This is a genomic window from Pedococcus aerophilus (assembly GCF_039532215.1).
Lineage (GTDB): Bacteria > Actinomycetota > Actinomycetes > Actinomycetales > Dermatophilaceae > Pedococcus > Pedococcus aerophilus.
On the sequence record NZ_BAAARN010000001.1, the window covers coordinates 1457530 to 1482969 of the forward strand.

Genomic DNA, 25440 nt, shown 5'->3' on the forward strand with positions numbered 1-25440 from the left:
TCGTATGGCGCCTCCACGCGGCAGAGCCCGCCTCCCCCAGGGGGGTGGCGGGCTCTGCGCGGTGCGGTGGGACTCAGGCGGTGGCCTCGTCCTCGACCAGCAGGTTGCGGGTGCGGTTGTAGTCCAGCGGGATGCCGGGGCCCATCGTCGTGGTCATGGTGGCCTTGAGGATGTAGCGGCCCTTGGACGCCGACGGCTTCAGACGCAGGATCTCCTCCAGCGCGGCACCGTAGTTCTCCACGAGCTTGGTCTCGTCGAAGGAGGCCTTGCCGATGATGAAGTGGAGGTTCGCGTGCTTGTCGACGCGGAACTCGATCTTGCCGCCCTTGATGTCGGTGACGGCCTTGGCGGTGTCCATCGTGACGGTGCCGGTCTTCGGGTTGGGCATGAGACCACGCGGGCCCAGGACCTTTCCGAGTCGGCCGACCTTGCCCATCATGTCCGGGGTGGCGACGACGGAGTCGAAGTCGAGCCAGCCGCCGGCGACCTTCTCGAGCAGGTCGTCGGAGCCGACGAAGTCGGCGCCGGCCTCACGGGCGGCCTCGGCCTTGTCGCCGTTGGCGAACACCAGGACGCGGGCGGTCTTGCCCGTGCCGTGGGGAAGGTTCACGGTGCCGCGGACCATCTGGTCGGCCTTGCGGGGGTCGACACCGAGGCGCATGGCGACCTCGACGGTCTCGTCGTACTTGGCCTTGGCGCCGGTCTTGGCGAGGCGGACGGCCTCGAGCGGGGCGTAGGCCTTGGTGACGTCGATCTTCTCCGCGGACTCGCGGTAGGACTTGCTGCGCTTCATTTCTGCTCCTGATCTCAGGTGGTGCGGTGGAGTTGTGGTCTAGCGGACCAGCGCGGTCCTGCCACGGTTCCCCGGTGTGCCGCCGCAGCGGCACACCGGAGGAGGTTCGGGGTGTTACTTGAGGTCGGTCTCGACGCCCATGGAACGCGCGGTGCCGGCGATGATCTTCATGGCCTGCTCGACGTCGTTGGCGTTGAGGTCCTCCATCTTCATCGTGGCGATCTCGCGGACCTGGTCGGCCGACAACTTGGCGACCTTGGTCTTGTGCGGCTCACCGGAGCCCTTGGGGACGCCGGCAGCCTTCTTGATCAGCTCGGCGGCCGGAGGGGTCTTGGTGATGAAGGTGAAGGAACGGTCTTCGTAGACCGTGATCTCCACGGGGATGACGTTGCCGCGCTGGGACTCCGTCGCAGCGTTGTACGCCTTGACGAACTCCATGATGTTGACGCCGTGCTGACCGAGGGCGGGGCCGACGGGCGGGGCGGGCGTCGCGGCACCGGCCTGGATCTGCAGCTTGATGAAGCCGGAGACCTTCTTCTTCTTGGGAGGCATTGCTGTTCCTTACGTGGTTGCTGGGCCTACGCCGTGGGCGATGACCCGGTTGCAGTACCCCCGAGGACCGGGGGCAGGAGCCGGACGATCAGATCTTGGCGACCTGGTTGAACGACAGCTCGACCGGGGTCTCCCGGCCGAAGATCGAGACCAGAACTTTGAGCTTCTGGGTGTCGGCGTTGATCTCGGAGATCGTGGCGGGAAGGGTCTCGAAGGGCCCCTCCATGACGGTGACGGACTCGCCGACCTCGAAGTCGACGACGGCGACCTCGCGGGGCTTGCCGCCACCTGCGCCACCGGCCGCGGCAGCAGCCTGCTGCTCGAGGTCGGCGGGGGCGAGCATCGTGTAGACCTCGTCGAGGCTCAGCGGCACCGGCTGGTGGGCGTTGCCGACGAAGCCGGTCACCCCGGGCGTGTGGCGCACGGCGCCCCACGACTCGTCGGTGAGGTCCATGCGGACCAGCACGTACCCGGGCATCCGGACACGCTTGACCAGCTTCTTCTGGCCGTTCTTGATCTCGGTGACCTCTTCCATCGGGACCTGGGCCTCGAAGATGAAGTCCTCCATGTTGAGGGAGGTCGTGCGGTTCTCGAGGTTCGCCTTCACGCGGTTCTCGTAGCCGGCGTAGGAGTGCACGACGTACCAGTCGCCGAACTTGCTGGCGAGGGTGTCCTTGAACTCCTTGACCGGGTCGACCGGCGGGGCGTCGACGTCGACCTCGTCGCCGGCCTCGGCGCCGGAGGCGGCGTCGTTGGCGGACGCGTCGTCGTCACTGAAGGAGACCTCGGCGGTGGCGGCAGCGTCGCTGTCGTCATCATCGGTGTCGTCGGTGTCGTCGCCCTGGGCGTCGTCACCGTCCGTCTCGTCGCCCTCGGTGGAGTCGGCGCTGGCCTCGGTGTCCACGGAGTCGTCGACAGAGTCCGTCCCGGGCTGCTCGAGCTCGGCGGCGTCGGTGCTCGCGGTGACCTCGTCGGTCTGCGGCTCCGCGTTGTCGGTGGTCCACTGGTCGGACACGCTGATGACCTACTTCCTTCTGGTGTTCACCGGGAGAACCCCGGGTCAGTGCGGCACTGCGGCGATCAGCCGCCGAAGACCCACAGGACGAGCTTGGTGAAGCCGAAGTCCACGGACGAGACGAGCGCCATCATGACCACGACGAACACGATCACGACGATCGTGTAGTTGATCAGCTCCGAGCGCGTCGGTCGGACGACCTTGCGCAGCTCGTCGAGGATCTGGCTGACGAACAGGGACAGGGAGCGGAAGAACCGGGAAACCGGGTTGCCGCCCTTCCCGCCCTTGCGGCTGGTGCGACCAGAGCCGCGGGTCTCCGCGCTCACGTCCGTCACGATGCCTCTTCTCACTGATGTGTGCCGTGCTGCCGGGTCGGCCGCAGGTCCTGCAACGCAGGGCAGGAGGGACTCGAACCCCCAACCGCCGGTTTTGGAGACCGGTGCTCTACCAATTGAGCCACTGCCCTACGGAACGCCTCGCGGGGAGCGAGTGGTTCCGGTGGTCGACCCCCACCTGCCTGACCCGCCGGAGGGCACGTCGGAAGCATGGTCGAAGTCAACCGAGGAGCAAGCATACGTGAGCCGCGGCCCCGAATGCGAACTCGCTCCCGACTGTGCGGCATGCGGACGCCCGCTGCGCACGCGCACGCGGCTCTGGGACGATGGGCCGGTGACCGAGCAGACCGCCACCAGCCAGCCCACCCCCCTTGCCGAGCGCTCCCCCGACGACCTCGCGTCGTTCGCCGCGGAGCAGCGGGAGGCGTACGCCGCCCTCAAGGAGCGCGGGCTGAAGCTCGACCTGACGCGCGGGAAGCCGGCGAGCGAGCAGCTCGACCTGTCCAACGACCTGCTGACGCTGCCCCGCGGCTTCACCGACGCCAGTGGCACCGACACCCGCAACTACGGCGGGCTGGACGGGATCAAGGAGCTGCGCGAGATGTTCGCCGAGCTGCTGTGGGTCGAGCCGGAGCAGCTCGTCGCGGGTGGCAACTCCAGCCTCACCATGATGAAGGACACCCTCGTCGACCTGCTGCTCCACGGCGGGGTCGACTCCCCCCGGCCGTGGAGCCAGGAGGAGAAGGTCACCTTCGTCTGCCCCGTCCCCGGGTACGACCGGCACTTCACGCTGCTGGAGTCGTTCGGGATCGAGATGGTGACGGTCCCGATGAACGACGACGGCCCGGACGCCGAGGCCGTCGCCGCCCTGGTGGCCACGGACCCGAGCATCAAGGGCATGTGGATCGTCCCCACCTACGCCAACCCCTCCGGCTCGGTCGTCACGCAGGAGGTCGCGGCGCGCCTCGCGTCGATGGAGACCGCCGCGCCCGACTTCAAGATCTTCTGGGACAACGCCTACGCGCTGCACCACCTCACCCGGGACGAGGCCAAGAGCGCGGACATCCTCAGCCTCGCCGCCGCCGCGGGTCACCCGCACCGCCCGATCATGTTCGCCTCCACGTCCAAGATCACCTGGGCAGGTGCGGGAGTGGCCTTCCTCGCCGCCTCGGTCGAGAACGTGAAGTGGTACCTCGGCCACCTCGGCAAGGGCTCCATCGGCCCCGACAAGGTCAACCAGCTGCGGCACGCCCAGTTCTTCGGCTCCGCGCAGGGTGTGCGCGACCACATGGTCAGGCACCGCGAGATCATCGCCCCGAAGTTCGCCGAGGTGGAGCGCGTCCTCACCGAGCGCCTCGACGGCCTCGGCATCGCGACGTGGACCCGGCCGACGGGTGGCTACTTCGTCAGCCTGGACGTCCTCGACGGCACCGCCTCCCGCGTGGTCCAGCTGGCCAAGGAGGCCGGGATCGCCCTCACCCCCGCCGGCTCGTCCTTCCCCCTAGGCGACGACCCGCGCGACCGCAACATCCGCCTCGCCCCGACCTTCCCGCCGCTGGGCCAGGTCACCGAGGCGATGGAGGCCGTGGCCACCTGTGTCCTGCTCGCCGCCGCCGAGCAGGCGAGCGGCGCACACCGCGCCTGACCGGGCTGGCGCGCCATACCGGATCGGTATGGCGCGCCAGCCCTCCGGCAGGGAGGGGACCGTTGGCCTTGCGGCGCCACCGCGCCTGCCGCAGGGTGGGGACATGAGCGATCAGCCCGGCACCGAAAGCATCGAGGACGACCTCGGCAGCTACAGCGTGGACGACTCCGTCGACGCCGGCAGCGGCCAGGAGGGCCTCCTGGACTCCAGCGAGGGCGACAACGAGCCCTGGTCCCCGCCCGACCAGAAGCCCCGCAACACCGAGTGGGGCACGACGGCCACCGAGCAGGGCCTCGAGGAGAGCATCGACCAGCGCATCATGCAGGAGGTGCCCGACCCCGACTCGGCGTACGGCGCCCCCGACAACGAGTCGGGCCTGGACGGCGAGCCCCGCGTCGGCGGCGACGACCCCGACAGCATCGAGGCCGACCAGGACTTCCTGGGCGACGCCGAGGTGGGCGACGCGCAGGCCGGCGCCCTCACCGACCCCGACGAAGGGGCCCGTGAGGACGTCGACTCCGAGCTCGTCGGCGACGAGAGCGGCGGCGCGAGCGACCTCAGCGCCGAGGAGCAGGCCATGCACGTCGTCGAGGGCGACTGACCGCCACGCCTCCCCTGCGCCCATCGTCTTCCAGAGGCGCCGACCCCCGTGGGTCGGCGCCTCTGCCCGTCCCCGGCGGTGCCAGACTGCTCGCCATGCCCCGTCCGGTCGAGTCCCTCCCGAAGGCGCACCTGCACCTGCACTTCACCGGGTCGATGCGTGTCGAGACGGTGCGCGACCTCGCCGCCAAGCACCACCTGCACCTGCCCGACGCCCTCACCACGGGGTGGCCGCCGCAGCTGAGCGCGCGTGACGAGCGCGGGTGGTTCCGGTTCCAGCGCCTGTACGACGCGGCCCGCGCCTGCGTGCGCGACGAGGCCGACCTGCGCCGGATCGTCCGCGAGGCCGCCCAGGACGACGCGGCCGAGGGCTCGCGCTGGCTGGAGATCCAGGTCGACCCGACGTCGTACGCCCCGTTCGTCGGCGGGATCACCCCGGCCCTGGAGATCGTGCTCGACGAGGCGGCCGCGGCCTCCCGCGAGGAGGCCACCCAGGTCGCCGTCGTCGTCGCGGCGAGCCGCATCCGCCACCCGCTCGACGCGCGGACGCTCGCCCGGCTCGCGACGCAGTACGCGGGTGACGGCCCGGGCGCGGTGGTCGGGTTCGGGCTGAGCAACGACGAACGGCGCGGCGTGACGGGCGAGTTCGCGCCGGCCTTCGCCCTGGCGCGGCGCGCCGGACTCGCGTTGGTGCCGCACGCAGGCGAGCTGCTCGGACCCGCAGCCGTCGAGGCGACGCTCGATGCCATGGAGCCGGACCGGCTCGGCCACGGCGTCCGCTGCGTCGAGGAGCCGCGGGTGCTCGAGCGGGTCGCCGAGTCGGGCGTCGCGCTCGAGGTGTGCCCGCGCAGCAACGTAGCCCTCGGCGTCTACGCCTCCCCCGAGGACGTGCCGCTGCGCACGATCGTCGAGCACGGCATACCGGTCGCGCTGGGGGCGGACGACCCGCTGCTGTTCGGGTCGCGGCTGACGGAGCAGTACGAGACGGCCCGTGACGTGCTGGGCTTCACCGACGAGGAGCTCGCCGAGCTGGCCCGGGGCTCGCTGCGCGCGAGCCGCGCACCGTCCGCGGTCCGTGAGGCGGCGCTGGCGGACGTCGACGCCTGGCTCGCGACTCCCGCCTGACACGACCTGCTGGCGTCCTGACCACTCAAGCGCCCACAGCCGGCCCCGCCCACCGTCAGGCGGGCTCGAAGAGGGTGCGCAGGGTGACCACCACGTGGTCGACGAACTCGCGGGTGAGCTCGGTGGGCACGCCAGCCGCGTGGGCTGCGTCCGTCACCCGTCTCAGGGTGTCGTCCAGGTCGCGGCAGCCGGGCGGTGGCCGCAGCAACCAGACGCGCCCTGCAGGTCGGGGTGGCAGGCCCAGGGCGCGCAGGACCGACAGCTCGTGGGCCTCCATGTCCAGGTAGTCGGCGGTCGACCAGGGCAGGTCGACGACGTCCCCGTCCACGGCGGCGCGCTGGCTCCTGACCCGGTTGTCGCGGATCCAGGTCCGGTGGGCCGCCGGCCAGACCGCGGGGAGGAAGAGCCACAGCGGGGCATCGGGAGCGACCTCGAAACCGTTCTCCCGCGCGGCCATCGCGTGGGGCAGGTCGCGGGCGTCGTCGGCCGCCACGGGCTCGTTGCCGGCGTCGAGCGGCCGAGACACCCCGACGTACCAGGTGTCACCATCGGCGTCCTCCGGAGCCTCGTCGAGGGGATCCTCGAAGACGTCCTCCGACGAGGGACCTGACACCCGGACTCCTCAGAGGCCGTGGCCGACGAGGACGGGCTCGTTGACGAGGACCACGCCGAAGGCCTCGTGGACGCCGTCGCGGACCGCGCGGGCCAGCGCCGACACCTCCGCGGCGGTCGCTCCGCCACGGTTGGTCAGGGCCAGGGTGTGCTTGCCGGAGATGGCCGCCGAGCTGCCGGGCAGACAGAACCCCTTGTCGAAGCCGGCCTTCTCGATGAGCCAGGCCGCACTGGTCTTGACGTTGCCGTCAGGGTCGGCGAACCGCGGCGGCGTCGGGCCGTCGGCACCGAGCCGGGCCGTCGCCCGGGCCTCGAGGTCGGCGAAGTGGTGCACCGACAGGATCGGGTTGGTGAAGAACGAGCCGCACGACCACGTGTCGTGGTCCTCGGCGTCCAGGACCATGCCGCGCCGACGCCTCTGGTGCAGGACAGCCTCCCGTGCTGCCGCCAGCGGCACCCGGTCACCGACGGCGACGTCGAGCTGGCGGGCGAGGTCGGCGTACCCGACCGGCTGGCTGAGCTCGCTGGGGATCAGCTGGAACAGCACGTCGAGGACGACGAAACGACTGGTGGCCTTGAAGATCGAGTGGCGGTAGGTGAACGCGCAGTCGAGGGCGGCGAAGGTACGCACCCGCTGCTCGTGGCGGTCCCAGACGCGCACAGAGGCGATCGTCTGGGCCACCTCCTGGCCGTAGGCGCCGACGTTCTGCACCGGCGTCGCACCCGTCCCGCCGGGGATGCCGGACATCGCCTCGATGCCCGACCAGCCCTCGACGACGGCTCGGGCCACGAGGTCGTCCCAGGGGACGCCTGCCGCGACGCGCACCATGACGCCACCGCACAGGTCGGCCGACTCGACCTCGATCCCGTCGGAGGCGACGCGGACGACCGTGCCGGGGAAGCCGGCGTCGGTGACGACGACGTTGCTCCCCCCGGAGATGACGAGCAGCGGCTCGTCGGCGTCATCGACCTCCCGGACCGCGTCGACGACCTCGTCGGTGGAGGAGGCCGTGACGAGGCGGGCGGCCGGGCCACCGACCCGCATCGTCGTCAGGTCGGCCAGGGGGACGTCGTGCTCTTCGCGCATGGAGGTCGTGTCAGTCGAGCTGGACGACGGCCAGGCAGCGGCCGAGGACCTTGTCGCCACTGCTGGTGACGCTCACCTCGACCGTGGCGCGGCGGGCGTCCTCGTCGACGGACTTCACGACACCGGAGACCTCGATCGCGCCGCCGTCCTGCGGCACGACGACGGGCTTGGTGAAGCGGGTGCCGAACTCGACGACCCGACCCCCGTCACCGGCCCACTCCTCGACGACCGAGCCGGCCGCACCCATCGTCCACATGCCGTGGGCGATCACGTCGGGCAGGCCCACCGAGGTGGCGAAGGCCTCGTCCTGGTGGATCGGGTTCTGGTCGCCCGACGCGTTCGCGTAGGCGACAAGAGTGTCGCGGCCGACCGTGACGGTGCGGGCCTCGATGGTGTCGCCGACTGAGGTGTCGGCCAGGGTGCGCACGCTCATGCTCACTCCCCTCCCCGGATGACGATGGTGGACGTCGAGGTGCACAGCGCCTCGCCGTCGGCCGTGGTGAGCTCGGTGCGGGTGGTGACCATCGAGTGGCCACCGGCGGCGCGGACGGAGTCGACCGTCAGGGTGCCGAGCACCTCGTCCCCCGCGGTGATGGGGCGGTGGTGGACGAAGCGCTGCTCGCCGTGGACCACCCGGCTGTAGTCGATGCCGGCCTCCGGGTCCTGCACGAACACCGCGTCGCACTGCTGCGCGATCGTCACGGCGAACGTCGGCGGCGCGATCACGTCGGCGTACCCGGCGGCTCGCGCCGCCTCGCTCGAGGTGTGCACCGGATCGGTCGAGCCCACGGCGGCGGCGAAGGCCGCGAGGCCCTCTGCCGTCACGGCATACGGGCCACTGGGCGGGTAGCTGCGCCCCACGAAGTCTGCGTTCACGGCCATGGCCCCACCCTAGTTGGGACGGGAGGTGGCACGGGGAACGGGGACACGACAAAGCCGCCCGGGGACTCTCGTCCGGGGCGGCTGTCGAAACGCGTCAGGTCAGCGGGTCTCGCGGTGGACCGTGTGCTTCTTGTCGCGGGGGCAGAACTTCTTCATCTCGAGACGGTCGGGGTTGTTCCGACGGTTCTTCTTGGTGATGTAGTTGCGCTCCTTGCAATCCACGCACGCCAAGGTGATCTTGGGGCGGACGTCTGCGCTCTTGCTAGCCACGGGGCAACCTGCTCTCGGAACTGACGGTGGTGAAGTCTGGACGCCGCGCGCGACATCCAGCGACATCGGGCAGCGACACATCAGGCTACGCGAATTCAGGCTGATCCTGAAATCGCGGTTGTAGCGGGAGCGGGGCTCGATCCCGCGACCTCACGATTATGAGTCGTGCGCTCTAACCAGCTGAGCTACCCCGCCATGGGGTGCAGCACCTCGCGATGCCTCTCCCAGAGCCCCCTGTCGGAATCGAACCGACGACCTTTTCCTTACCATGGAAACGCTCTGCCGACTGAGCTAAGGGGGCCTGCACACCGGGGCTCTGGGAGCCGCGCGGAAGTGCGACGGTGAGACTACACGCTCCGGTGCCCGGACCGAAAATCGAGGGTCGGGAGCCGGTACGGGGTGGGCTTCGGACCCCCTGCGCGACCCCTACCGGAAGGCCTGTTCCCCGGTCATCGCCTGGCCGATGACGAGGGTGTGCATCTCCACGGTGCCCTCGTAGGTGAGCACGGACTCGAGGTTGTTCATGTGCCTGATGACGGGGTACTCGAGGCTGATCCCGTTGGCCCCGAGGATGGTTCGCGACGTGCGGCAGATGTCGAGCGCCTCGCGGATGTTGTTGAGCTTGCCGAGGCTGACCTGCTCGGGGCGCAGCGTGCCGGCGTCCTTGCGGCGTCCGAGGTGCAGCGCGAGCAGCTGGCCCTTGACCAGCTCGAGGGCCATGTCGGCGAGCTTCTGCTGGGTGAGCTGGAAGCCGGCGAGCGGGCGCCCGAACTGGTGGCGCTCGATCGAGTAGCGGCGGGCGGTGTCGAGGCTGGAGCGGGCCGCGCCGAGCGAGCCCCACACGATGCCGTAGCGCGCCTCCGACAGGCAGGACAGCGGACCCTTGAGGCCACGGACCTCGGGGAAGACCGCGTCACCCGGCAGGCGGACCCCCTCGAGGACGAGCTCGCTGGTCACCGAGGCCCGCAGGCTCATCTTGTGCTTGATCTGCGGGGCAGAGAAGCCGGGGCTGTCGGTCGGGACGACGAACCCCCGGATCGCGCTCGTGCCGTCGTCCTCCTCGGCCTGGGCCCAGACGACGGCGACATCGGCGATGGAGCCGTTGGTGATCCACATCTTCGCCCCGTCCAGGACCCAGTCGTCGCCGTCGCGGCGGGCGCGGGTACGCATCGACGCGGGGTCGCTGCCGTGGTCGGGCTCGGTGAGGCCGAAGCAGCCGATCGCCTCGCCCGTCGCCATCGCGGGCAGCCACTGCTGTTTGTGCTCCTCGCTGCCCCAGCGGTGGATCGCGAACATCGCCAGCGACCCCTGCACCGACACGAGGCTGCGGACGCCGGAGTCGGTGGCCTCGAGCTCGAGGCAGGCCAGGCCGTAGTCGACCGCCGACATCCCGGCGCAGCCGTACCCCTCCAGGTGCATGCCCAGCAGGCCGAGGGAGCCGAGCTCCTTGGTCAGGCCGCGGATGTCGTCGACCTCACCCCGCTCGAACCAGTCGGCGACGTGGGGCTCGACCCGCTGGTCGAGGAACGTCCGGACCGTGCTGCGGACCGCCTTCTCCTCGTCGCTGAGGAGGTCGTCGATGCCGGCGAGGTCCATGGGGTCGAGCGGGCGGCGGGTCGTGGAGGCCATGGCCTCATCCTGCCCCCATCACGACGGCAGTGTCGGTCAGTCGCGCTGCTGCACCAGCTCGGCGATCCGGGTCACGGCGTACGCGTAGCCGCTCGGGCCGCAGCCGACGATGACGCCGGACGCGATCGCCGACAGGTAGGAGTGGTGCCTGAACTCCTCGCGGGCGTGGACGTTCGACAGGTGCACTTCGATGACCGGTCCCGTGACCGTGGCCAGCGCGTCCCGCAGCGCGACGGAGGTGTGGGTCAGGGCACCCGCGTTGACGACGAACCCGGCTGCCGACGTGCGGGTCTCGTGGATCGCGTCGATGAGGACGCCCTCGTGGTTGCTCTGCCGGAAGTCGACGGACAGCCCGGCCTGGGCGGCGACCTCGCGGCACAGCGCCTCGACGTCGGCCAGGGTGTCGTGGCCGTAGACATCCGGCTCCCGCTCGCCGAGCAGGTTGAGGTTGGGGCCGTTGAGGACGACGACGGTGGGCTCGCTCGGGCCGGTCATGCGCCCAGCGTAGGTGAGCGGGCGCCATACCCCTCGGTCTTTGAATGGTCTTTGAGCGCCTGACCACGTCCAGGCGTGGTCAGGCGCTCAAAGACATGGACAGCAGCGGGACGGAGCAGGACGTGCGCAGGGGCCCCACCCGGGTGGGTGGAGCCCCTGCGCTCGTGCGTATGTCGCGGTCAGCCCTTGCGGCGCCGCCGCAGGACCAGCCCGATCCCGGCGACCAGGGCGACCAGCCCGGCCGCGATCTGCTTGGCGTAGGACTTCAGCACCACCGGCAGGACGGCGGTGCCCAGGTCGAGCGCCTCCGGCTCCCGGGTGGGGGTGGGTGTCCGTGCCGCTGCTGCTGCCGCCGGCACGGGGGCAGGGCTGCTCCCACCGGGGGCCACGGTCGGCGCCGAGCCGTTGGGCGCCGACCCGTTGGGTGACGCCGTCGGTGCCACGACCGGCTCTGCCGCCACCTCGGGTTCGGCCGGCGTGCCGACCTTGCCCTCGATGCACGCGACGAACTGGCCGAGCAGCTTGTCGGACACGTCCTGCATGACACCCCGGCCGAACTGCGCCGGCTTGCCGGTGACGTTGAGGTCGGTCTGGACGTCGGCCCTGGTGTTGCCGTCCCCGGCGTCGGTGAGCTGGATCGTCACGGTGGCGCCGGCGGTGCCGTTGCCCCGCTTGTCCTTGCCCTTTGCCTCGATGACGGCGCGGTGGGCCGCGTCGTCACGCTCGATGAACGAGCCCGTGCCGGAGTACACGAGTGCGATCGGGCCGAGCTTGACCTTGACCGTGCCGGCGAACCCGGCGTCGGTCACCTCGGTCACCTGCGCGCCCGGGAAGCAGCTCCCGACCTCCTGGAGGTCCATGAAGGTGGACCACGTCTCGTCGACCGAGGCGGGCACCGTGAAGGTGTGGCTCAGCTCCACGGGCTCACCCGCCTGCCGCGGCGAGGACCGCACGCCGGGTGAGGACGGTGGCGAGGTGCTTGCGGTAGTCGGCGTCGCCGTTGAGGTCCGACGGCGGGTTGGTGCCGTCGGCAGCGGCCGCGCAGGCCTCGCGGACCGCGTCGTCGGTCGCCGCCTTGCCGACCAGGGCCCGCTCCACGGCGGTCGCCCGCAGCGGCGTGGATCCCATGTTGGTCAACCCGATCCGGGCCTCGGCGATGGTGCCGCCCTCCACGCGGACGGTCGCCGCGACCGCGACGATCGACCACTGGTGGGCGACCCGCACGAACTTCTCGTAGCGGCTCCCCCACCCGGTGTGCTTCGGGATGCGGATGGAGGTGAGCAGCTCGCCCTCGCCCACCGCCGTCTCGAAGAGGTCGACGAAGAAGTCGCCCGCCGCGACGGTCCGGTCCCCGCCGGGGCCGGTGATGACGAACTCGGTGTCGAGCGCGAGCGCCGGAGCACCCACGTCGCCGGCCGGGTCGGCGTGGACCAGGGCCCCACCCACCGTGCCGCGGTGGCGGATCTGGGGATCAGCCACCTCCTCGATCGCATCGGCCAGCACGCCCGCGTGCTGGCGGACGAGGTCGCTCGCCAGCACGTCGGCATACGTGGTCATGGCGCCGATGACGACGTGGTCACCCTCGTCGCGGATGCCGCGCAGCTCCTCGATCCGGCCGAGGTCGATGACCTTGTCCGGGGCGTTGAGTCGCATCCGCAGGATGGGAAGCAGGCTCTGCCCGCCGCCCATCACCTTGGCGTCGTCCCCGGCCTCGGCCAGCGCGCTGAGCGCGTCGGCGATCGAGGTGGGCGCGAGGTAGTCGAACTGTGCGGGGATCACTGACCTGCTCCTTCCGCGGAGGCGCTGCTACTGGGGTCCGGCGGCGCTTGGTTGGGCGCTTCCTCGTCGAAGTGCGGCTGGGCGCTCTCCGTCGTCGGGTCGGCCTGCTGGCTGCCGGCCGACTGGATCGCGCGCCACACCCGCTCGGGGGTGCACGGCATCTGGATGTCGTTGATCCCCAGCGGCCGGACGGCGTCGACGATCGAGTTGACGACGGCCGGCGTGGAGGCGATGCATCCTGCCTCGCCGACACCCTTGGCGCCGAGGTCGTTCGAGGTCGCCGGGCTCACGGTGTTGTCCGTGACGAACGAGATCGTGTCGGCCGACGTGGGCAGGGTGTAGTCGACGAACGAGCCCGACACGAGCGTGCCCTGGTCGTCGTAGACCGCCTCCTCCCACAACGCCTGCGCGATGCCCTGCACGATGCCGCCGTGCATCTGCCCCTCGACGATGAGCGGGTTGATGATGTTGCCGATGTCGTCGACGGAGACGTAGCTGCGGATCTTGACCGCACCGGTCTCGGTGTCGACCTCCGTGGCGCACAGGTGCGTGCCGTGGGGGAAGGAGAAGTTCGACGGGTCGAACGTCGCCTCCGCGTCGAGCGTCGGCTCGGTGCCCTCGGGCAGGTCGTGCGCGGTGAAGGCCGCCCAGACCACCTCGGCCATCGCCTTGCCGTTGTCGGTGCCCTTGACCTTGAACGTGCCGCCGCTGAACTCGATGTCGTCGACCGACGCCTCGAGCATGTGGGCCGCGATCGGCTTGGCCTTCTCGATCACCCGGTCGGCGGCCATGACGAGAGCTTGTCCACCGACGACGAGCGAGCGTGAGCCGTAGGTGTCCAGACCACGAGGGGCGACCTGCGTGTCACCGTGCAGGACCTCGATGTCGTCGAACGGGATGCCGAGGCGGTCGGCGACGATCTGGCTCCAGGCGGTCTCGTGGCCCTGGCCGTGGGCGCTGGCGCCGGTGACGACCTCGACCTTGCCGGTCGGGAGCATCCGGACCTCGGCGTGCTCCCAGCCGCCCGCAGCGTACGAGAGGCTGCCGAGGACCCGCGACGGGGCGAGGCCGCACATCTCCGTGAAGGTGGAGACACCGATGCCGAGCTGGACGCGGTCCTTGCGGTCCCGCCGCTCCTGCTGCTCCCGACGCAGGCCGTCGTAGTCGAACAGGTCCTTGGCGCGGGCGGTGGCTGCCTCGTAGTTGCCGGAGTCGTACTCGAGGCCGCACACCGAGGTGAACGGGAACTCCTCGTGCTTGATCCAGTTCTTCTCGCGGATCTCGAGCGGGTCGACACCGACCTCTGCCGCGAGCTCGTCCATCAGCCGCTCGATGGCGAAGGTCGCCTCCGGGCGCCCGGCGCCGCGGTAGGCGTCGGTCCACGTCTTGTTGGTGAAGACGTTGGTGCAGTTGAACTGGTAGGCGGGGAACTTGTAGATCGCGTTGAACATGAACGCGCCGAGGATCGGCACACCGCTGGTGACGAGGCCGAGGTACGCGCCCATGTCGGCCAGCAGGTCGACCTTGAGCCCGGTGACGGTGCCGTCCTTGGTGGCGGCGAGGGTGAGCCGCTGCCACTGGTCGCGGCCGTGGTGGGCCGACAGCAGGGACTCGCTTCGGGTCTCGGTGTACTTGACCGGCTTGCCCGTCTTGCGGGCGGCCAGGGTGACGATGACCTCCTCCGGCGTGTACTGGAGCTTGCCGCCGAAGCCGCCGCCCACGTCGGGGGCGATCACGCGGACCTTGCTCTCCGGGATGCCGAGCGTGGCCGCGGTGAAGATGCGGACGAAGTGGGGCACCTGCGTCGAGGACCAGATGGTGATCTGCTCGCCGGTGGGGTCGCAGACGAACGACCGCGGCTCCATGAACGCCGGGATGAGGCGCTGCTGGCGGTACTCGCGCTCGATGACGATGCCGCCGTCGCGCGCGGTGGCGATGGCGTCGTCGACGGCCGTTCCGGTGCCGGCGTCCGCGGAGTCGAACTGCCAGAAGGCGCTCTTGTTGGTGCCGAGGTCGGGGTGCGCGAGCACGGTGTCCTCGGCCGACTCCTTGAGGTCGAGCGCTGCGGGCAGCTCGTCGTAGTCGACGTCGACGAGCTCGGCGGCGTCACGGGCGGCGCGGGCCGAGCGTGCGACCACCACGGCCACGATCTCCCCGGCGAAGGCGACGCGGTCGACCGCGATCGACGGGTGCGGCGGCGCCTTCTGGTCGGCGGTGATCGGCCAGGCGTTGGGCAGCGAGCCCTGGATGTCCTTGACGTCCTCGCCGGTCATCACGGCCGAGACACCCGGAGCAGCCGCGGCCGCCGAGGTGTCGATCGCGGTGATCTTCGCGTGGGCGAAGGGGCTGCGCACCATGGCCAGGTGCAGCATCCCCTGGAGCTGGATGTTGTCGGTCCACTTGGTGCGTCCCGTGATGAGCCGCTGGTCCTCCTTGCGCTTGCGCGAGGACCCGATCTCGGTCGCGGGGCGGTCGTCGACGGCGGTCATGACTGCGCTCCTTCCCGTGCACCAGCGGTGGCGCCGGAGCCCGCGGCCTCCTGCACCGCCTTGACGATGTTGTGGTAGCCGGTGCAGCGGCACAGGTTGCCCTCGAGGCCCACCCGGATCTGCTCCTCGGAGGGGTCGGGGTTCTCGTTGAGCACGTCGATGGCCTGCATGATCATGCCGGGGGTGCAGTAGCCGCACTGGAGGGCGTGGCAGTTGTGGAAGGCCTTCTGCATCGGGTGCAGCTCACCGTCCTGGGCGAGCCCTTCGATGGTGGTCACCTCGTGGCCGTCGGCCTGGACCGCGAGCACGTTGCAGGACTTCACGCTGCGGCCGTCGAGGTGGACGGTGCACGCACCGCAGTTGCTCGTGTCGCAACCGATGACGGTGCCGGTCTTGCCCAGGCTCTCCCTGAGGTAGTGGACCAGCAACGTGCGCGGCTCCACCTCGTCCTCGTAGCCGACTCCGTCGACCGTGACGTTGATGCGGGTCATCCAACACTCCTTTGTGTTCGAGCTGCACCTGCCGGTGCCTCTTCGGATCCTTGCTGCATTGCCCTGCTCTGACAACCGCCCAAACCGGCTACGTCCCGGCCCCACCTCCTGCGTGGGTGGGGGTGGCCCCGGCGGTCCCGTGGGACTCGTGCGGGGTCGTTCCGTGGTGGTGGATGGGGCCCTCCCGGTGGGCCAGCCGGTCGCCGCGGCCGCCCCACTGGAGGGCGACGATCTCGGCCGCGATGCTCACCGCCGTCTCCTCCGGGGTGCGCGCGCCGAGGTCCAGCCCGATGGGGCTGGACAGCCGGTCCAGCTCCGCACCGGTGAGGCCGGCCTCGCGCAGCCGCGCCATCCGGTCCTCGTGCGTACGGCGCGAGCCCATCGCCCCGATGAACGCCACCTCGGGGAGGCGCAGGGCGATCTCGAGGACGGGGACGTCGAACTTCGGGTCGTGGGTCAGCACGCAGATCACGGTGCGCGCGTCGAGGCGGCCCGCGTTGCGCTCGGCCTCGAGGTAGCGGTGCGGCCACTGCACGACGACCTCGTCGGCGGACGGGAAGCGGCTGGTGGTGGCGAAGACGGGCCGGGCGTCGACGACGGTGACCTCGTAGCCCAGGAAGCTGCCCTGGTGGGCCACGGCCGCCGCGAAGTCGATGGCACCGAAGACGAGCATGCGGGGTCGCGGGGCGAACGACGAGACGAAGACCCGCAGCCCCTCACCGCGGCGCTCCCCGTCGGGACCGTAGGTGAGCGTCTCGGTCCGGCCCGACGCGAGCAGCCCGCGGACGTCGTCGGTCACGGCGTCGTCGGCGCGGGTCGAGCCCAGCGAGCCCGAGTCGCCCGCCTCGGAACCCTCTGGCCGGACGACGAGGCGGCGGCCCAGCCACGCGGGGTCGGGGTGCTCGATGACGGTGGCGACGGCGACCGGACGACCCGCCTCGACGTCGTCGGCCACCTCTCCGAGCTCGGGGAACGACTCCTGGCTCACCGACTCGACGAACACGTCGAGGATGCCGCCGCAGGTCAGGCCGACGGAGTAGGCGTCGTCGTCGCTGACGCCGTAACGCTGCAGGACCGGGGTGCCGTCGGCGACGACGCCCGAGGCGAGCTCGTAGACCGCGCCCTCGACGCAGCCACCCGACACCGACCCGACGGCCTCACCGCCGGGGCCGACGAGCATCGAGGCGCCGGCCGGCCGGGGCGCCGAGCGCCAGGTCGCCACCACGGTCGAGACCCCGATCGTGGCGCCGGCCCGCCACCACCGGAGCAGCTCCGGCATCACCTCACGCACGGGCCACCACCTCCACGAGCTCCTCGAAGGCCGCCATCGAGTGCCCGGCGACGAAGTCGTCGATGTGGGGCAGGGCGGCGACGATCCCCTGCTGCACCGGCTCGTACCCCGCCTTGCCCCGGTGGGGGTTGACCCACACGACCCGGTGGGCGAGGGCCCGCAGACGCCGCATCTGCTCCCCCAGCGCCTCCGGCGCCTCCCGCTCCCAGCCGTCGCTGAACACCACGACCACGGCGCCACGGGCCATCCCCCGACGGCCCCACCGGTCGAGGAAGACCTTGAGGCCCTGGGCCAGGCGGGTGCCGCCGGACCAGTCGGGGACGGCGTTGCCGCAGGCCACCAGGGCCCGCTCGGGGTCGCGCTGGCGCAGCGGTCGCGTGATGTGGGTGAGGCGGGTGCCCAGGGTGAAGACCTCGACGGGCAGGCCGGTCGCGGCGTAGGTGTGCGAGAGGCGCAGCAGCGCGTCGGCGTAGGGGCTCATGGAGCCGGAGACGTCGACCAGCAGGACGACCCGGCGCGGACGCGTGCCCCGGCGCTGCCAGGCGATGGGTCCCGGCTCCCCCATGCGGCGGAGCTGGTCGCGGAGGGTGCGGCGCGCGTCGACGGCCCCCCGGGAGGACGGTGTGGCCCGGTGCGCCGGTCGGCGCGGGGCCCGGGGTCGCAGCTGCGCGAACAGGGCGGCGAGCCGGGCGCGTTCGGCGCTGCCGAGGCTCGCGATGTCGCGGTGCCGCAGCACCTCGGTCGCACTGGCCTGCGCGCGGACGGCGTCCTCCTCCTGCTCCCGGGTCTCGCCCGAACCCTGGTCACCCTCGAGGGGAGCCATGGTCAGCGTGGGGGACGCCTCCTGGCGCGGGCGGGTGCCGGCGCGCTCGAGGCCGAACCACGCGGCATACACCTGGTCGTAGCGCTCGAGGTCGGCTGGTGAGGAGCACAGCGTCGCCCGCCCCGCCCAGTAGACGCCGGAGGGGTCCAGCAGCCCGACCGCGGCGACCGCCTCGAGGTAGGTGCGCTCGCGGTCGGCGGTGACGGCCACGCCCGAGGCCCGCAGCGCCCGGGCGAACCCGAGCAGCACCGCGTCAGGGGCGTGCCACGGCGCGGTGGGGGCCTCGGACGCGCTCATGAGGTGAGGATCCGGTCGAGGGCGGCGCGGACCCGCTCGGAGTCCTCGCGGTACTTCACGGCGACGCCGAGGGTGGCGGAGGCTGTCTCGAGGTCGAGGCTGGGCGCTCCGAGCTCGTGCAGGGCGCGTGCCCAGTCGAGGGTCTCGGCGACACCGGGCGGCTTGATGAGGTCGTGGTCCTGACGGAGTACCTGGACCGCCGAAACCACTTGCTCCGCAAGGGACTCCGAGACGTGGGGGGCACGGGACCGGACGATCTCCAGCTCCCGGGCGAGGCCCGGGTGGTCGATCCAGTGGTAGAGACATCGGCGCTTGAGGGCGTCGTGCAGCTCACGGGTCCGGTTGGAGGTGAGGATGACCACCGGGGGCGTGGCGGCGGTGACGGTGCCGAGCTCGGGGATCGTGACCTGCCAGGTCGAGAGCACCTCGAGCAGGAACGCCTCGAACTCGTCGTCGGCGCGGTCGATCTCGTCGACGAGGAGAACCGCGGGCGACTCTTGCAGCGCGCGCAGGACGGGTCGGGCGAGCAGGAAGCGCTGGTCGAACAGTTGGTCCTCGACCTCCGCGACGTCGCGCGCCTGGTCGCTGGCGACCGCCTCGACTGCGCGCAGGTGCAGGATCTGTCGGGGGAAGTCCCAGTCGTAGAGGGCCTGCGTCGCGTCGATGCCCTCGTAGCACTGGAGCCGGATGAGGGGCAGGTCGAGCGTCTCGGCGAGCGCCTCCGCGAGAGCGGTCTTCCCCGTGCCGGGCTCCCCTTCGAGGAGCAGCGGGCGCTGCAGGCGCAGGGCGAGCCACGCGACCGTGGCGAGGGATGCGTCAGCGAGGTACCCGGTGTCCCCGAGGCCACGTGTCAGCTCCCCGGCCGACGCAAAGGCCTCCCGTGGCTCCATGTGCCGATCATCACCCACGCGGGCCCGAACCGAAAGGGGAATGCAGATGTGTGAACGACGAGAGGGGCATTCGCCGCGGTCAGCGGTGCGAGCCACCCGGCGACCATCCGCGGGCTGGACGGTCGCCGGGCCGTGGTCAGGTCAAGTCAGGTCAGGTCGGCGGGGGTGTCGGCGTCGCGGCCGGTGGCCAGGTCACCGCACTCGACGACGGTGTGCGGGTGGGTGGCGAGGTGGTCGCGAGCCCCGCGGTCGCCGGTGGCGCCGTCGAGGACCGCCGCCCAGTGCTCGCGGCCGATCAGGACCGGGTGGCCGGGGACCCCCTCGTATGCCGCCCGCGCCAGGACCGCGGGCCCCTCGCCCGCCGTAGCAGCCAAGAGCCGCGTGAGGACCTGCGGGCCGACGTCAGGGAGGTCGACGAGCAGGACGATGACGGCCTCCGCGCCGGTGCCGGCGACCGCCCGCAGCCCCGCTCGCAACGAGGCGCTCTGGCCGTCGGCCCAGTCCGCGGCCTCGACGACGACGTCGGCCGGGGCGGTCCCCGCCTCCGCCAGGGGTCGCGCCTCGTCGATGCCGGCGCCGAGGACGACCAGGACCGGGTCGCAGCCCGACTCCCTCAGCACCCGCAGCCCCCGTTCGAGGAAGGTGCCGCCGGCCGGGTCGGCGACCAGGGCCTTGGGCCGGCCCATGCGACGGCCTCCGCCGGCGGCGAGGAGGAGGCCCGCCACGGGGCGGGGCTCCTCCTCGGGGACCGTCATCGTCAGCCCTTGAGCCCGGCCTCGATCGCGGCGATGATCCGCGGCCGCAGCTCGTTGGCCGAGATCACGGCGTCGACCGACCCGACGCTGACGGCTCGGTGGATGCTGTGCACCTTGTCGAACTCCGACGCCACCTCGCCGAGCTTCTCCGAGCGGACTGCGCTGCGCACCTCGGCGAGCTCGGTCGCCAGCTCGGCCCGGCGGGCCTGGTCGGCCTCACCCATGGCGGCCTCGAGGTCGCGCACCCGGGCGTCCGACGCCGTACGGGCATCGACGTCACGGGAGAACACGACCGCCGCCGCGGGCGCACCGCCGAGGACCGAGGCGAACGAGCCCTCGACCGCGAGCACCGTCATCCGCGGGTTGAGCACCTTGGAGAACACCACGAAGGCGCCGCCGTGGTAGCGGGAGACGACGGTGAAGACGATCGGACCGTCGAAGTTGACGATCGCGCGGCCGATCTCGGCGCCGTACTCGAGCTGGAGGCTGCGCATCGACTCCGGCGACCCGTCGAAGCCGGACAGGTTGGCGAGGACCACGACCGGGCGGTTGCCGGACGCGGCGTTGATCGCCCGTGCCGCCTTCTTCGACGACCGCGGGAACAGCGTGCCCGCGGTGTAGGTGTCCGGGCCGTCGGTGGGTGGGAAGCCGCGACGAGCCACCGTCTTGGACTCGATCCCCAACAGGCACACCGGGATCCCGCCGAGGTGGGCGTCCTGCACCACGGCCGTCTCTGCGTCGGCCATGCCGGCCCAGCGCTCGAGCGTCTCGTGGTCCTGGTCGGCGACCGCGGCCATCAGGGTGCGGATGTCGAACGGCTTCTTGCGGTCGGGGTTGGTCTCCGAGGAGAAGATGTCGCCGACGGTCGTGAAGCCGGAGTCCGCGAGGGTGTGCGGGAACGTCGTCACGTCACGGTCGACGGGGTCGGTGGTCCGCGCCCGACGCGGGCCGTCCTCGCCCGGGTGGACGTAGGTGTGGTCGTAGTGCGCCATGAGGACGTCACGGGCGCCGGCGAGGTCGGGGGCCCAGTACTGCGCCTGACCGTTCGGGCCCATGACGCGGTCGTAGCCGCCGATGCCGAAGTTGTCCTCGGCCGACACACCACCGGAGAAGTCGAGCGACTGCTTGCCCGTGAGGACCATGGCACTGTCCGGGGTCATCACGAGGATTCCCTTGGTGTGCATGAGCATCGTGGCCTCGGCGTTCCAGTAGGGCTGGGCGCCGACGTTGATGCCGGCGACGACGATGTTGATCTCGCCGCCGTCCTGGGTGAACTCGATGATCCGCTTGAGCGCCCGAGCGACCCAGTCCATGTTCTCCGTGCCGGAGTCCATCGAGATCCGGGCGCCGGCGGAGAGGGCGAACCACTCGACCGGCACCCCCATCTCCTGCGCCAGGTCGAGGGCCGCGATGACACGCATGCACTCGGCCTCGGCCACCGCGCCGAGCGCCTTGAGCGGGTCGCCGCACAGCAGCACGCGGGTGATGCCCTCGGGGTACCGCTCGGTCGGCGTCGTGATGACCCCGGCGATGATGCCTGCCTTGTTGAGGCCGTAGGGGCGGTCGACGGGGACGAGGCTGCCGCGGTCGTCGAGGTCGTACTCCGTGGCGGTGCCGCCGTGGCCGGCGATCATCGCCTGGAGCTCGTAGGGGTAGACGACGCCCCGGCGACGGGCGCGGACGACCTTCTGCGCGTAGTCGTCCAGCGGCAGCAGGCGCTCGGTCGGCGGCTCCTCGACCGAGGTCACGACCCCGGAGCCGGGCTGGTAGTGGAACCGAGCCGCGAGAGGGGCGCTGGCGCCGTCCGGGGTCGCGATGCGGCCCTGCACGAGGACCTCCTCGATCCCGGCACCGGCGGTGAGCGGCGAGATCTTCGCCTGGAGCGCGGTGAGCTGGTCGAGGTCGGCCTCGATCGGCGGCCAGATGTGCACCCAGACGTGGTTCATGTCGAGGCGCGCCCCGGCCGAGCCGGCAGCCGCACGGGCACGACGGATCGCCTCGAGGCAGTTGGCGATGGCGCGCTCGGCGTGCGGCAGGGCGGTCACGCGACCGCTCTCGTCCCGGACGACGGCGAGCTGGCGCACCTGGGCCAGCGCCACGAGCCGCTGGTCGGACTCGTTGCCGGGGGCCACGCAGCGGTAGAGCAGCACGTCCTCCGGGGCCGGCAGCCTGGTGATGTCGAAGTCGCGCAGCCGCCACAGGTTGAGCCGGCGCCCGACCATCGGGTGCACCCCGCGGACGAGGCGGTCCTCGACCATCGAGCCGTCCTCGGGGCGGAAGGTGAAGTAGCTGACCGGTCGCCCGCCGCCCGGGCAGACGGCCACGGCCACACGACGCACCTGCTGGGCGAACGGGACCGCGGCGAGCGCGGTCGCGAGGTGGGCGGAGGCCTCCTCGGCGGAGGACGGCTCGTCGGCCCAGGCGAGGTAGAGGTCGACGACGGCCTCGTCGCCCTCGCCGCGCGCCGCCAGCTGCTCGGCGACGCCCGCCACGAGGCCGGAGTCGGGTGCGAGCTCGTCGACGCGACCGATGGAGGTCACGAGGTGGGTCGGGCGGCCGTCGAGGGTGTAGTCGGCGACGGCGAAGGGGCGCGACTCCACCTGGAGCTCGCGCAGGCCGGTGAGCTCGTGCTCGCGGTAGTGCCGCTTGATCAGGACGGCGAGCATCGGCTCGCGGCTGGGCACGCCGGACTCCAGGCGCTCGGCGAGGAACTGCACGATCTGCTCGGGGATCGCCGCCAACGCGTCGATGCGGCCCGCGCGCTCGTCTCCCCCCGGCACGTCCTCGAGGGCGGCGAGCTCGTCGCGGACGCCACCGAGGACGGTGGCTCGGTCGGCGTCGACGAGCGGCTGGTCGAACCAGCGGAACCGCACGCTGCGCGCGAGGTCGCCGATGACGGGGTAGCGCAGTTGGGTGGCGACGACGAGGCGGTCGAGGACGTCGCGGGCGCTGGCGTCAAGCGGCGGCTCGGGCCGGGGCTCGACGATCCAGTGCTGGAGCAGCGCCGTGGCGAGCGCGACCTCGGGGGCCGAGCGCTGCTGGGCGAGGAAGACGCGGAAGACGGCCTCCTCGAGCTGCGGCGTCCGGTCGAGGCCGTCCAGGCCGTAGTGGCGCAGCACCTGCGAGAGCTTGCTGCGGAACTGCTCGGGCAGCGCCCCGCGCTCGACGTCGAGGCTCTGCAGGTAGGTGTGGAAGTGCTCGCGGGGGCTGTGCACGCGGTTCTCGACGTGGTCCTCCTCGCCGGCGGGCCGGTTGCGGCTCAGCTCGGCGAAGTCGGCGAACACCTCGAGGACGGCGACCTCGTCGCCGATCTGGGCGTGCCCGGCCGCGACCAGCTCCTCACGCGCAGCGAGGTAGGAGCGCAGCGTGCCGCCGCCGTCGCGGGGGTCCACGTCGTAGCCCAGCAGCATGGCGCAGAGCGAGGCCCGCGACCGGTCGATGACCTCCTGCGCACCGGCACCGCTGAGGTCGGTGGCGGGCAGGTCGAGGTCGACGGTGTTCTCGGGGGCGGCCTCGGCGACCGCGTCGGGGTCACCGAGCGGCTCGAGGCGCACCATCGGCGCACCGGTCTCGACCTGGCTGCCGGTCGAGACGAGCAGCTCCTTGACGCGCGCGGCGAACGGCGCGGGCAGGACGGTCTCCATCTTCATGGACTCGAGCACGAGGACGGGCGCACCGGCTGCGACCTCGCTGCCGACGGGGGCAGGGGTGGCGACGACGAGGGCCGGGGCCGGGGAGCGCAGCACGCCACCTTCGTCCCGGCTCACGCGGTGGGTCACCCCGTCCACCTCGACGAGCTGGACCGGCCCGTGCGTGGCGGTGATGAGCCGGTGGGTGCGGCCGCCGGTGGTGAGGCGGCTCGTGTACTCGTCGAGGCGGTCGAGCTCGGCGTCGACGGTCTGCTCGACCGTCCCGCCGGCCACGGTGGCGCGGAACAGGTGCGGTCCGATCCGCCAGACCGTGACCTTGTACGCCGTGCCGCGGAGCTTGAGGTCGATGGCGCGGCCGGTGCGGTGCTGGACCTGGGGCCGTCCACCGCGGGAGGTCTCGAGGAGTCGTGTGCGCTCCACCTCCTCCTCGTCCTCGTAGGCCTCGATGCCGGCGGCGACGAGGGCGATGCCGGAGTGGCGGTGCAGGACGAGTCGGCCCTCACCGCGGACACGGTCGATCCAGCCCGTGTCGGCGCTGCCGTCGATGACCTCGGGCTGGTCGAGCAGGTCGAGGATGAAGCTCTTGTTGGTGGCGCCGCCCTCGATGACGACGGTCGTCTCGGACATCGCACGGCGCAGGCGGGCCAGGGCCTCGTCGCGGTCGCTGCCGACGGCGATGATCTTGGCGATCATCGAGTCGAAGTCGGCGGGGATCGAGTCGCCCTCGCCGACACCGGTGTCGACCCGGACGCCGGGGCCGGACGGCAGGTTGAGCAGCGCGATCCGACCCGGCGACGGAGCGAAGTCGCGGTCGGGGTCCTCGGCGTTGAGGCGGGCCTCGACGGCGTGCCCCTCCTCCACCGGGCGCTCGCCCTCGAGTCGCCCACCCCCGGCGACATGGATCTGGAGCTTGACGAGGTCGGTGTCGGTCGTCGCCTCGGTGATGGGGTGCTCGACCTGGAGGCGGGTGTTGACCTCGAGGAAGGCGAAGAACTTCTCACCCGGGTGGTAGAGGAACTCCACGGTGCCCGCGCCGGCATACCCGACCGCGATGGCGAGGCGCTCGGCGCTGGCCTTGACCTCGGCGACCTGGTCCGGGCCGAGGACGGGCGAGGCGGACTCCTCGATGACCTTCTGGTTGCGGCGCTGCACGGAGCAGTCCCGGACGCCGAGCGCCCAGGCGCTGCCGTGCGAGTCGGCGATGACCTGCACCTCGACGTGGCGGGCGCCGGTGACGAGCTTCTCGAGGAAGACCACGCCGGAGCCGAACGCCCGCTCGGCCTCGTCGCGGGTGCGCTCGTAGGCGTCGGTGAGGTCGGCGTCGGAGGCGACCATCCGGATGCCGCGCCCGCCACCGCCGGCGGTCGCCTTGAGCATGAGGGGGTAGCCGATGTCCGCGGCGGCGGCCTTGGCGTCCTCGAGGGTGTCGACCCCGCCGCGGCTCCACGGCGCCACGGGGACGCCGACCTCCTCGGCGATGAGCTTGGAGCCGATCTTGTCGCCGAGCTTGCGCATCGCCTCGGCGCTCGGCCCGATGAAGGTCACGCCGATCCTGGCGCACAGCTCGGCGAACTCCGGGTGCTCGGCGACGAAGCCCCAGCCGACCCACGCGGCGTCCGCGCCGGTCTCGCGCAGCGCTTTCTCGAGCACCGCGTAGTCGAGGTAGGGGCGGTTGGCCGCCGGGCCGAGGTCGTACGCGAGGTCGGCCTCGCGGACGAACATGGCGCGCTTCTCGCCCTCGGTGTGCAGGGCGACCGTCTCGATGCGGTGCCCGCCGACCCCGGCCTGGGCGTTGAGGTCGCGCACGGCGTGGATGAGCCGCATCGCGGCCTCTCCACGGTTGACGATGGCGATGCGCGAGAACATCGAGGGGGCCTCCCAGCACAGACGGACGACGGCTGGCGGCGCAGACCGCACGCCGCCGAGCCCCGAGCC

General features: G+C 71.7%; 23 protein-coding genes and 3 tRNA genes. 3 read left to right on the plus strand and 23 right to left on the minus strand.

Features of this window, described 5'->3' with window-relative positions:
- Positions 1-73: 73 nt before the first annotated feature.
- From rplA to ABD286_RS06920, 5 genes are all read right to left on the minus strand, one after another.
- Entirely contained in the window at positions 74-793 is a 720-nt protein-coding gene (gene rplA / locus ABD286_RS06900) for a 50S ribosomal protein L1 (RefSeq protein ID WP_344191535.1), read from the minus strand.
- Positions 794-907: 114 nt separating this feature from the next.
- On the minus strand, positions 908-1345 hold the full coding sequence (gene rplK / locus ABD286_RS06905; protein ID WP_344191537.1) for a 50S ribosomal protein L11: 438 nt from the start codon (positions 1343-1345) through the stop codon (positions 908-910).
- Positions 1346-1433: 88 nt separating this feature from the next.
- On the minus strand, positions 1434-2360 hold the full coding sequence (nusG, locus tag ABD286_RS06910) for a transcription termination/antitermination protein NusG (RefSeq protein WP_344191539.1): 927 nt from the start codon (positions 2358-2360) through the stop codon (positions 1434-1436).
- 65 nt (positions 2361-2425) lie between these two features.
- The gene (secE, locus tag ABD286_RS06915; protein ID WP_344191541.1) at positions 2426-2686 is read right to left on the minus strand and encodes a preprotein translocase subunit SecE; all 261 of its coding nucleotides are present in this window, start codon (positions 2684-2686) and stop codon (positions 2426-2428) included.
- A gap of 67 nt (positions 2687-2753) precedes the next feature.
- A tRNA-Trp gene (locus ABD286_RS06920) sits at positions 2754-2826 on the minus strand.
- Between the two features lie 203 nt (positions 2827-3029).
- On the opposite strand from ABD286_RS06920, the gene ABD286_RS06925 reads away from it, so the two are divergent.
- The 3 genes from ABD286_RS06925 (at position 3030) to ABD286_RS06935 (ending at position 6065) form a co-directional block, all read left to right on the plus strand.
- Positions 3030-4340: an aspartate aminotransferase type Ic gene (locus tag ABD286_RS06925; RefSeq protein WP_344191543.1), complete on the plus strand. Its 1311-nt coding sequence runs from the start codon at positions 3030-3032 to the stop codon at positions 4338-4340.
- A gap of 103 nt (positions 4341-4443) precedes the next feature.
- A complete protein-coding gene (locus tag ABD286_RS06930; RefSeq protein WP_344191545.1) occupies positions 4444-4941 on the plus strand; it encodes a DUF5709 domain-containing protein in 498 nt (165 codons plus the stop codon).
- A gap of 95 nt (positions 4942-5036) precedes the next feature.
- Positions 5037-6065: an adenosine deaminase gene (locus ABD286_RS06935; RefSeq protein WP_344191547.1), complete on the plus strand. Its 1029-nt coding sequence runs from the start codon at positions 5037-5039 to the stop codon at positions 6063-6065.
- A 55-nt stretch (positions 6066-6120) separates the two neighbouring features.
- Here ABD286_RS06935 and ABD286_RS06940 read toward each other — a convergent pair whose 3' ends face one another.
- The 18 genes from ABD286_RS06940 to ABD286_RS07025 form a co-directional block, all read right to left on the minus strand.
- Positions 6121-6678, minus strand: coding sequence for a DUF5956 family protein (locus ABD286_RS06940; protein ID WP_344191549.1), 558 nt, complete (start codon positions 6676-6678; stop codon positions 6121-6123).
- A gap of 9 nt (positions 6679-6687) precedes the next feature.
- Entirely contained in the window at positions 6688-7764 is a 1077-nt protein-coding gene (locus ABD286_RS06945; protein ID WP_344191551.1) for a UDP-N-acetylmuramate dehydrogenase, read from the minus strand.
- A 10-nt stretch (positions 7765-7774) separates the two neighbouring features.
- Positions 7775-8197, minus strand: a complete 423-nt coding sequence (locus ABD286_RS06950; RefSeq protein WP_344191553.1) for a MaoC family dehydratase — start codon at positions 8195-8197, stop codon at positions 7775-7777.
- A gap of 2 nt (positions 8198-8199) precedes the next feature.
- The gene (locus ABD286_RS06955) at positions 8200-8646 is read right to left on the minus strand and encodes an FAS1-like dehydratase domain-containing protein (RefSeq protein ID WP_344191555.1); all 447 of its coding nucleotides are present in this window, start codon (positions 8644-8646) and stop codon (positions 8200-8202) included.
- Between the two features lie 99 nt (positions 8647-8745).
- A complete protein-coding gene (gene rpmG / locus ABD286_RS06960; protein WP_056915500.1) occupies positions 8746-8916 on the minus strand; it encodes a 50S ribosomal protein L33 in 171 nt (56 codons plus the stop codon).
- 121 nt (positions 8917-9037) lie between these two features.
- Positions 9038-9111: transfer RNA gene (locus ABD286_RS06965), tRNA-Met, on the minus strand.
- 33 nt (positions 9112-9144) lie between these two features.
- Positions 9145-9217, minus strand: a tRNA-Thr gene (locus ABD286_RS06970).
- A gap of 125 nt (positions 9218-9342) precedes the next feature.
- Positions 9343-10545, minus strand: coding sequence for an acyl-CoA dehydrogenase family protein (locus tag ABD286_RS06975; protein WP_344191557.1), 1203 nt, complete (start codon positions 10543-10545; stop codon positions 9343-9345).
- Positions 10546-10581: 36 nt separating this feature from the next.
- The gene (aroQ, locus tag ABD286_RS06980; protein ID WP_344191559.1) at positions 10582-11040 is read right to left on the minus strand and encodes a type II 3-dehydroquinate dehydratase; all 459 of its coding nucleotides are present in this window, start codon (positions 11038-11040) and stop codon (positions 10582-10584) included.
- Positions 11041-11219: 179 nt separating this feature from the next.
- Positions 11220-11960, minus strand: coding sequence for an SRPBCC family protein (locus ABD286_RS06985; RefSeq protein WP_344191561.1), 741 nt, complete (start codon positions 11958-11960; stop codon positions 11220-11222).
- A gap of 4 nt (positions 11961-11964) precedes the next feature.
- Positions 11965-12819, minus strand: coding sequence for an FAD binding domain-containing protein (locus ABD286_RS06990; RefSeq protein ID WP_344191563.1), 855 nt, complete (start codon positions 12817-12819; stop codon positions 11965-11967).
- Positions 12816-15308 carry a xanthine dehydrogenase family protein molybdopterin-binding subunit gene (locus tag ABD286_RS06995; RefSeq protein WP_344191565.1) on the minus strand — a complete coding sequence of 831 codons (2493 nt, stop codon included), beginning with the start codon at positions 15306-15308 and terminating at the stop codon, positions 12816-12818. Before ABD286_RS06995 ends, ABD286_RS06990 begins: the two co-directional genes overlap by 4 nt.
- Complete coding sequence (locus ABD286_RS07000) at positions 15305-15799, minus strand: (2Fe-2S)-binding protein (RefSeq protein WP_344191567.1); 495 nt, start codon at positions 15797-15799, stop codon at positions 15305-15307. Before ABD286_RS07000 ends, ABD286_RS06995 begins: the two co-directional genes overlap by 4 nt.
- Positions 15800-15887: 88 nt before the next feature.
- On the minus strand, positions 15888-17090 hold the full coding sequence (locus ABD286_RS07005) for an XdhC family protein (protein WP_344191569.1): 1203 nt from the start codon (positions 17088-17090) through the stop codon (positions 15888-15890).
- On the minus strand, positions 17083-18210 hold the full coding sequence (locus ABD286_RS07010) for a vWA domain-containing protein (RefSeq protein ID WP_344191571.1): 1128 nt from the start codon (positions 18208-18210) through the stop codon (positions 17083-17085). Before ABD286_RS07010 ends, ABD286_RS07005 begins: the two co-directional genes overlap by 8 nt.
- Positions 18207-19100 (minus strand): AAA family ATPase, encoded by an 894-nt coding sequence (locus ABD286_RS07015; RefSeq protein WP_344191573.1) that lies wholly within the window; start codon positions 19098-19100, stop codon positions 18207-18209. The genes ABD286_RS07010 and ABD286_RS07015 overlap by 4 nt, the downstream gene beginning before the upstream one ends.
- Before the next feature lie 146 nt (positions 19101-19246).
- Positions 19247-19855, minus strand: a complete 609-nt coding sequence (locus ABD286_RS07020; RefSeq protein WP_344191575.1) for a nucleotidyltransferase family protein — start codon at positions 19853-19855, stop codon at positions 19247-19249.
- Positions 19856-19857: 2 nt separating this feature from the next.
- The gene (locus ABD286_RS07025) at positions 19858-25371 is read right to left on the minus strand and encodes an ATP-binding protein (RefSeq protein WP_344191577.1); all 5514 of its coding nucleotides are present in this window, start codon (positions 25369-25371) and stop codon (positions 19858-19860) included.
- Positions 25372-25440 lie beyond the last annotated feature (69 nt).

Coding starts and splice junctions, on each gene's coding strand:
- ABD286_RS07015 (WP_344191573.1), bottom strand. CDS start 19,100: ATGGAGCCACGGGAGGCCTTTGCGTCGGCCGGGGAGCTGACACGTGGC.
- ABD286_RS07010 (WP_344191571.1), bottom strand. CDS start 18,210: ATGAGCGCGTCCGAGGCCCCCACCGCGCCGTGGCACGCCCCTGACGCG.
- ABD286_RS07000 (WP_344191567.1), bottom strand. CDS start 15,799: ATGACCCGCATCAACGTCACGGTCGACGGAGTCGGCTACGAGGACGAG.
- rplA (WP_344191535.1), bottom strand. CDS start 793: ATGAAGCGCAGCAAGTCCTACCGCGAGTCCGCGGAGAAGATCGACGTC.
- ABD286_RS06975 (WP_344191557.1), bottom strand. CDS start 10,545: ATGGCCTCCACGACCCGCCGCCCGCTCGACCCCATGGACCTCGCCGGC.
- ABD286_RS06930 (WP_344191545.1), top strand. CDS start 4,444: ATGAGCGATCAGCCCGGCACCGAAAGCATCGAGGACGACCTCGGCAGC.
- ABD286_RS07020 (WP_344191575.1), bottom strand. CDS start 19,855: ATGACGGTCCCCGAGGAGGAGCCCCGCCCCGTGGCGGGCCTCCTCCTC.
- aroQ (WP_344191559.1), bottom strand. CDS start 11,040: ATGACCGGCCCGAGCGAGCCCACCGTCGTCGTCCTCAACGGCCCCAAC.
- ABD286_RS06955 (WP_344191555.1), bottom strand. CDS start 8,646: ATGGCCGTGAACGCAGACTTCGTGGGGCGCAGCTACCCGCCCAGTGGC.
- ABD286_RS06995 (WP_344191565.1), bottom strand. CDS start 15,308: ATGACCGCCGTCGACGACCGCCCCGCGACCGAGATCGGGTCCTCGCGC.
- ABD286_RS07025 (WP_344191577.1), bottom strand. CDS start 25,371: ATGTTCTCGCGCATCGCCATCGTCAACCGTGGAGAGGCCGCGATGCGG.
- ABD286_RS06945 (WP_344191551.1), bottom strand. CDS start 7,764: ATGCGCGAAGAGCACGACGTCCCCCTGGCCGACCTGACGACGATGCGG.
- ABD286_RS06935 (WP_344191547.1), top strand. CDS start 5,037: ATGCCCCGTCCGGTCGAGTCCCTCCCGAAGGCGCACCTGCACCTGCAC.
- rplK (WP_344191537.1), bottom strand. CDS start 1,345: ATGCCTCCCAAGAAGAAGAAGGTCTCCGGCTTCATCAAGCTGCAGATC.
- ABD286_RS06950 (WP_344191553.1), bottom strand. CDS start 8,197: ATGAGCGTGCGCACCCTGGCCGACACCTCAGTCGGCGACACCATCGAG.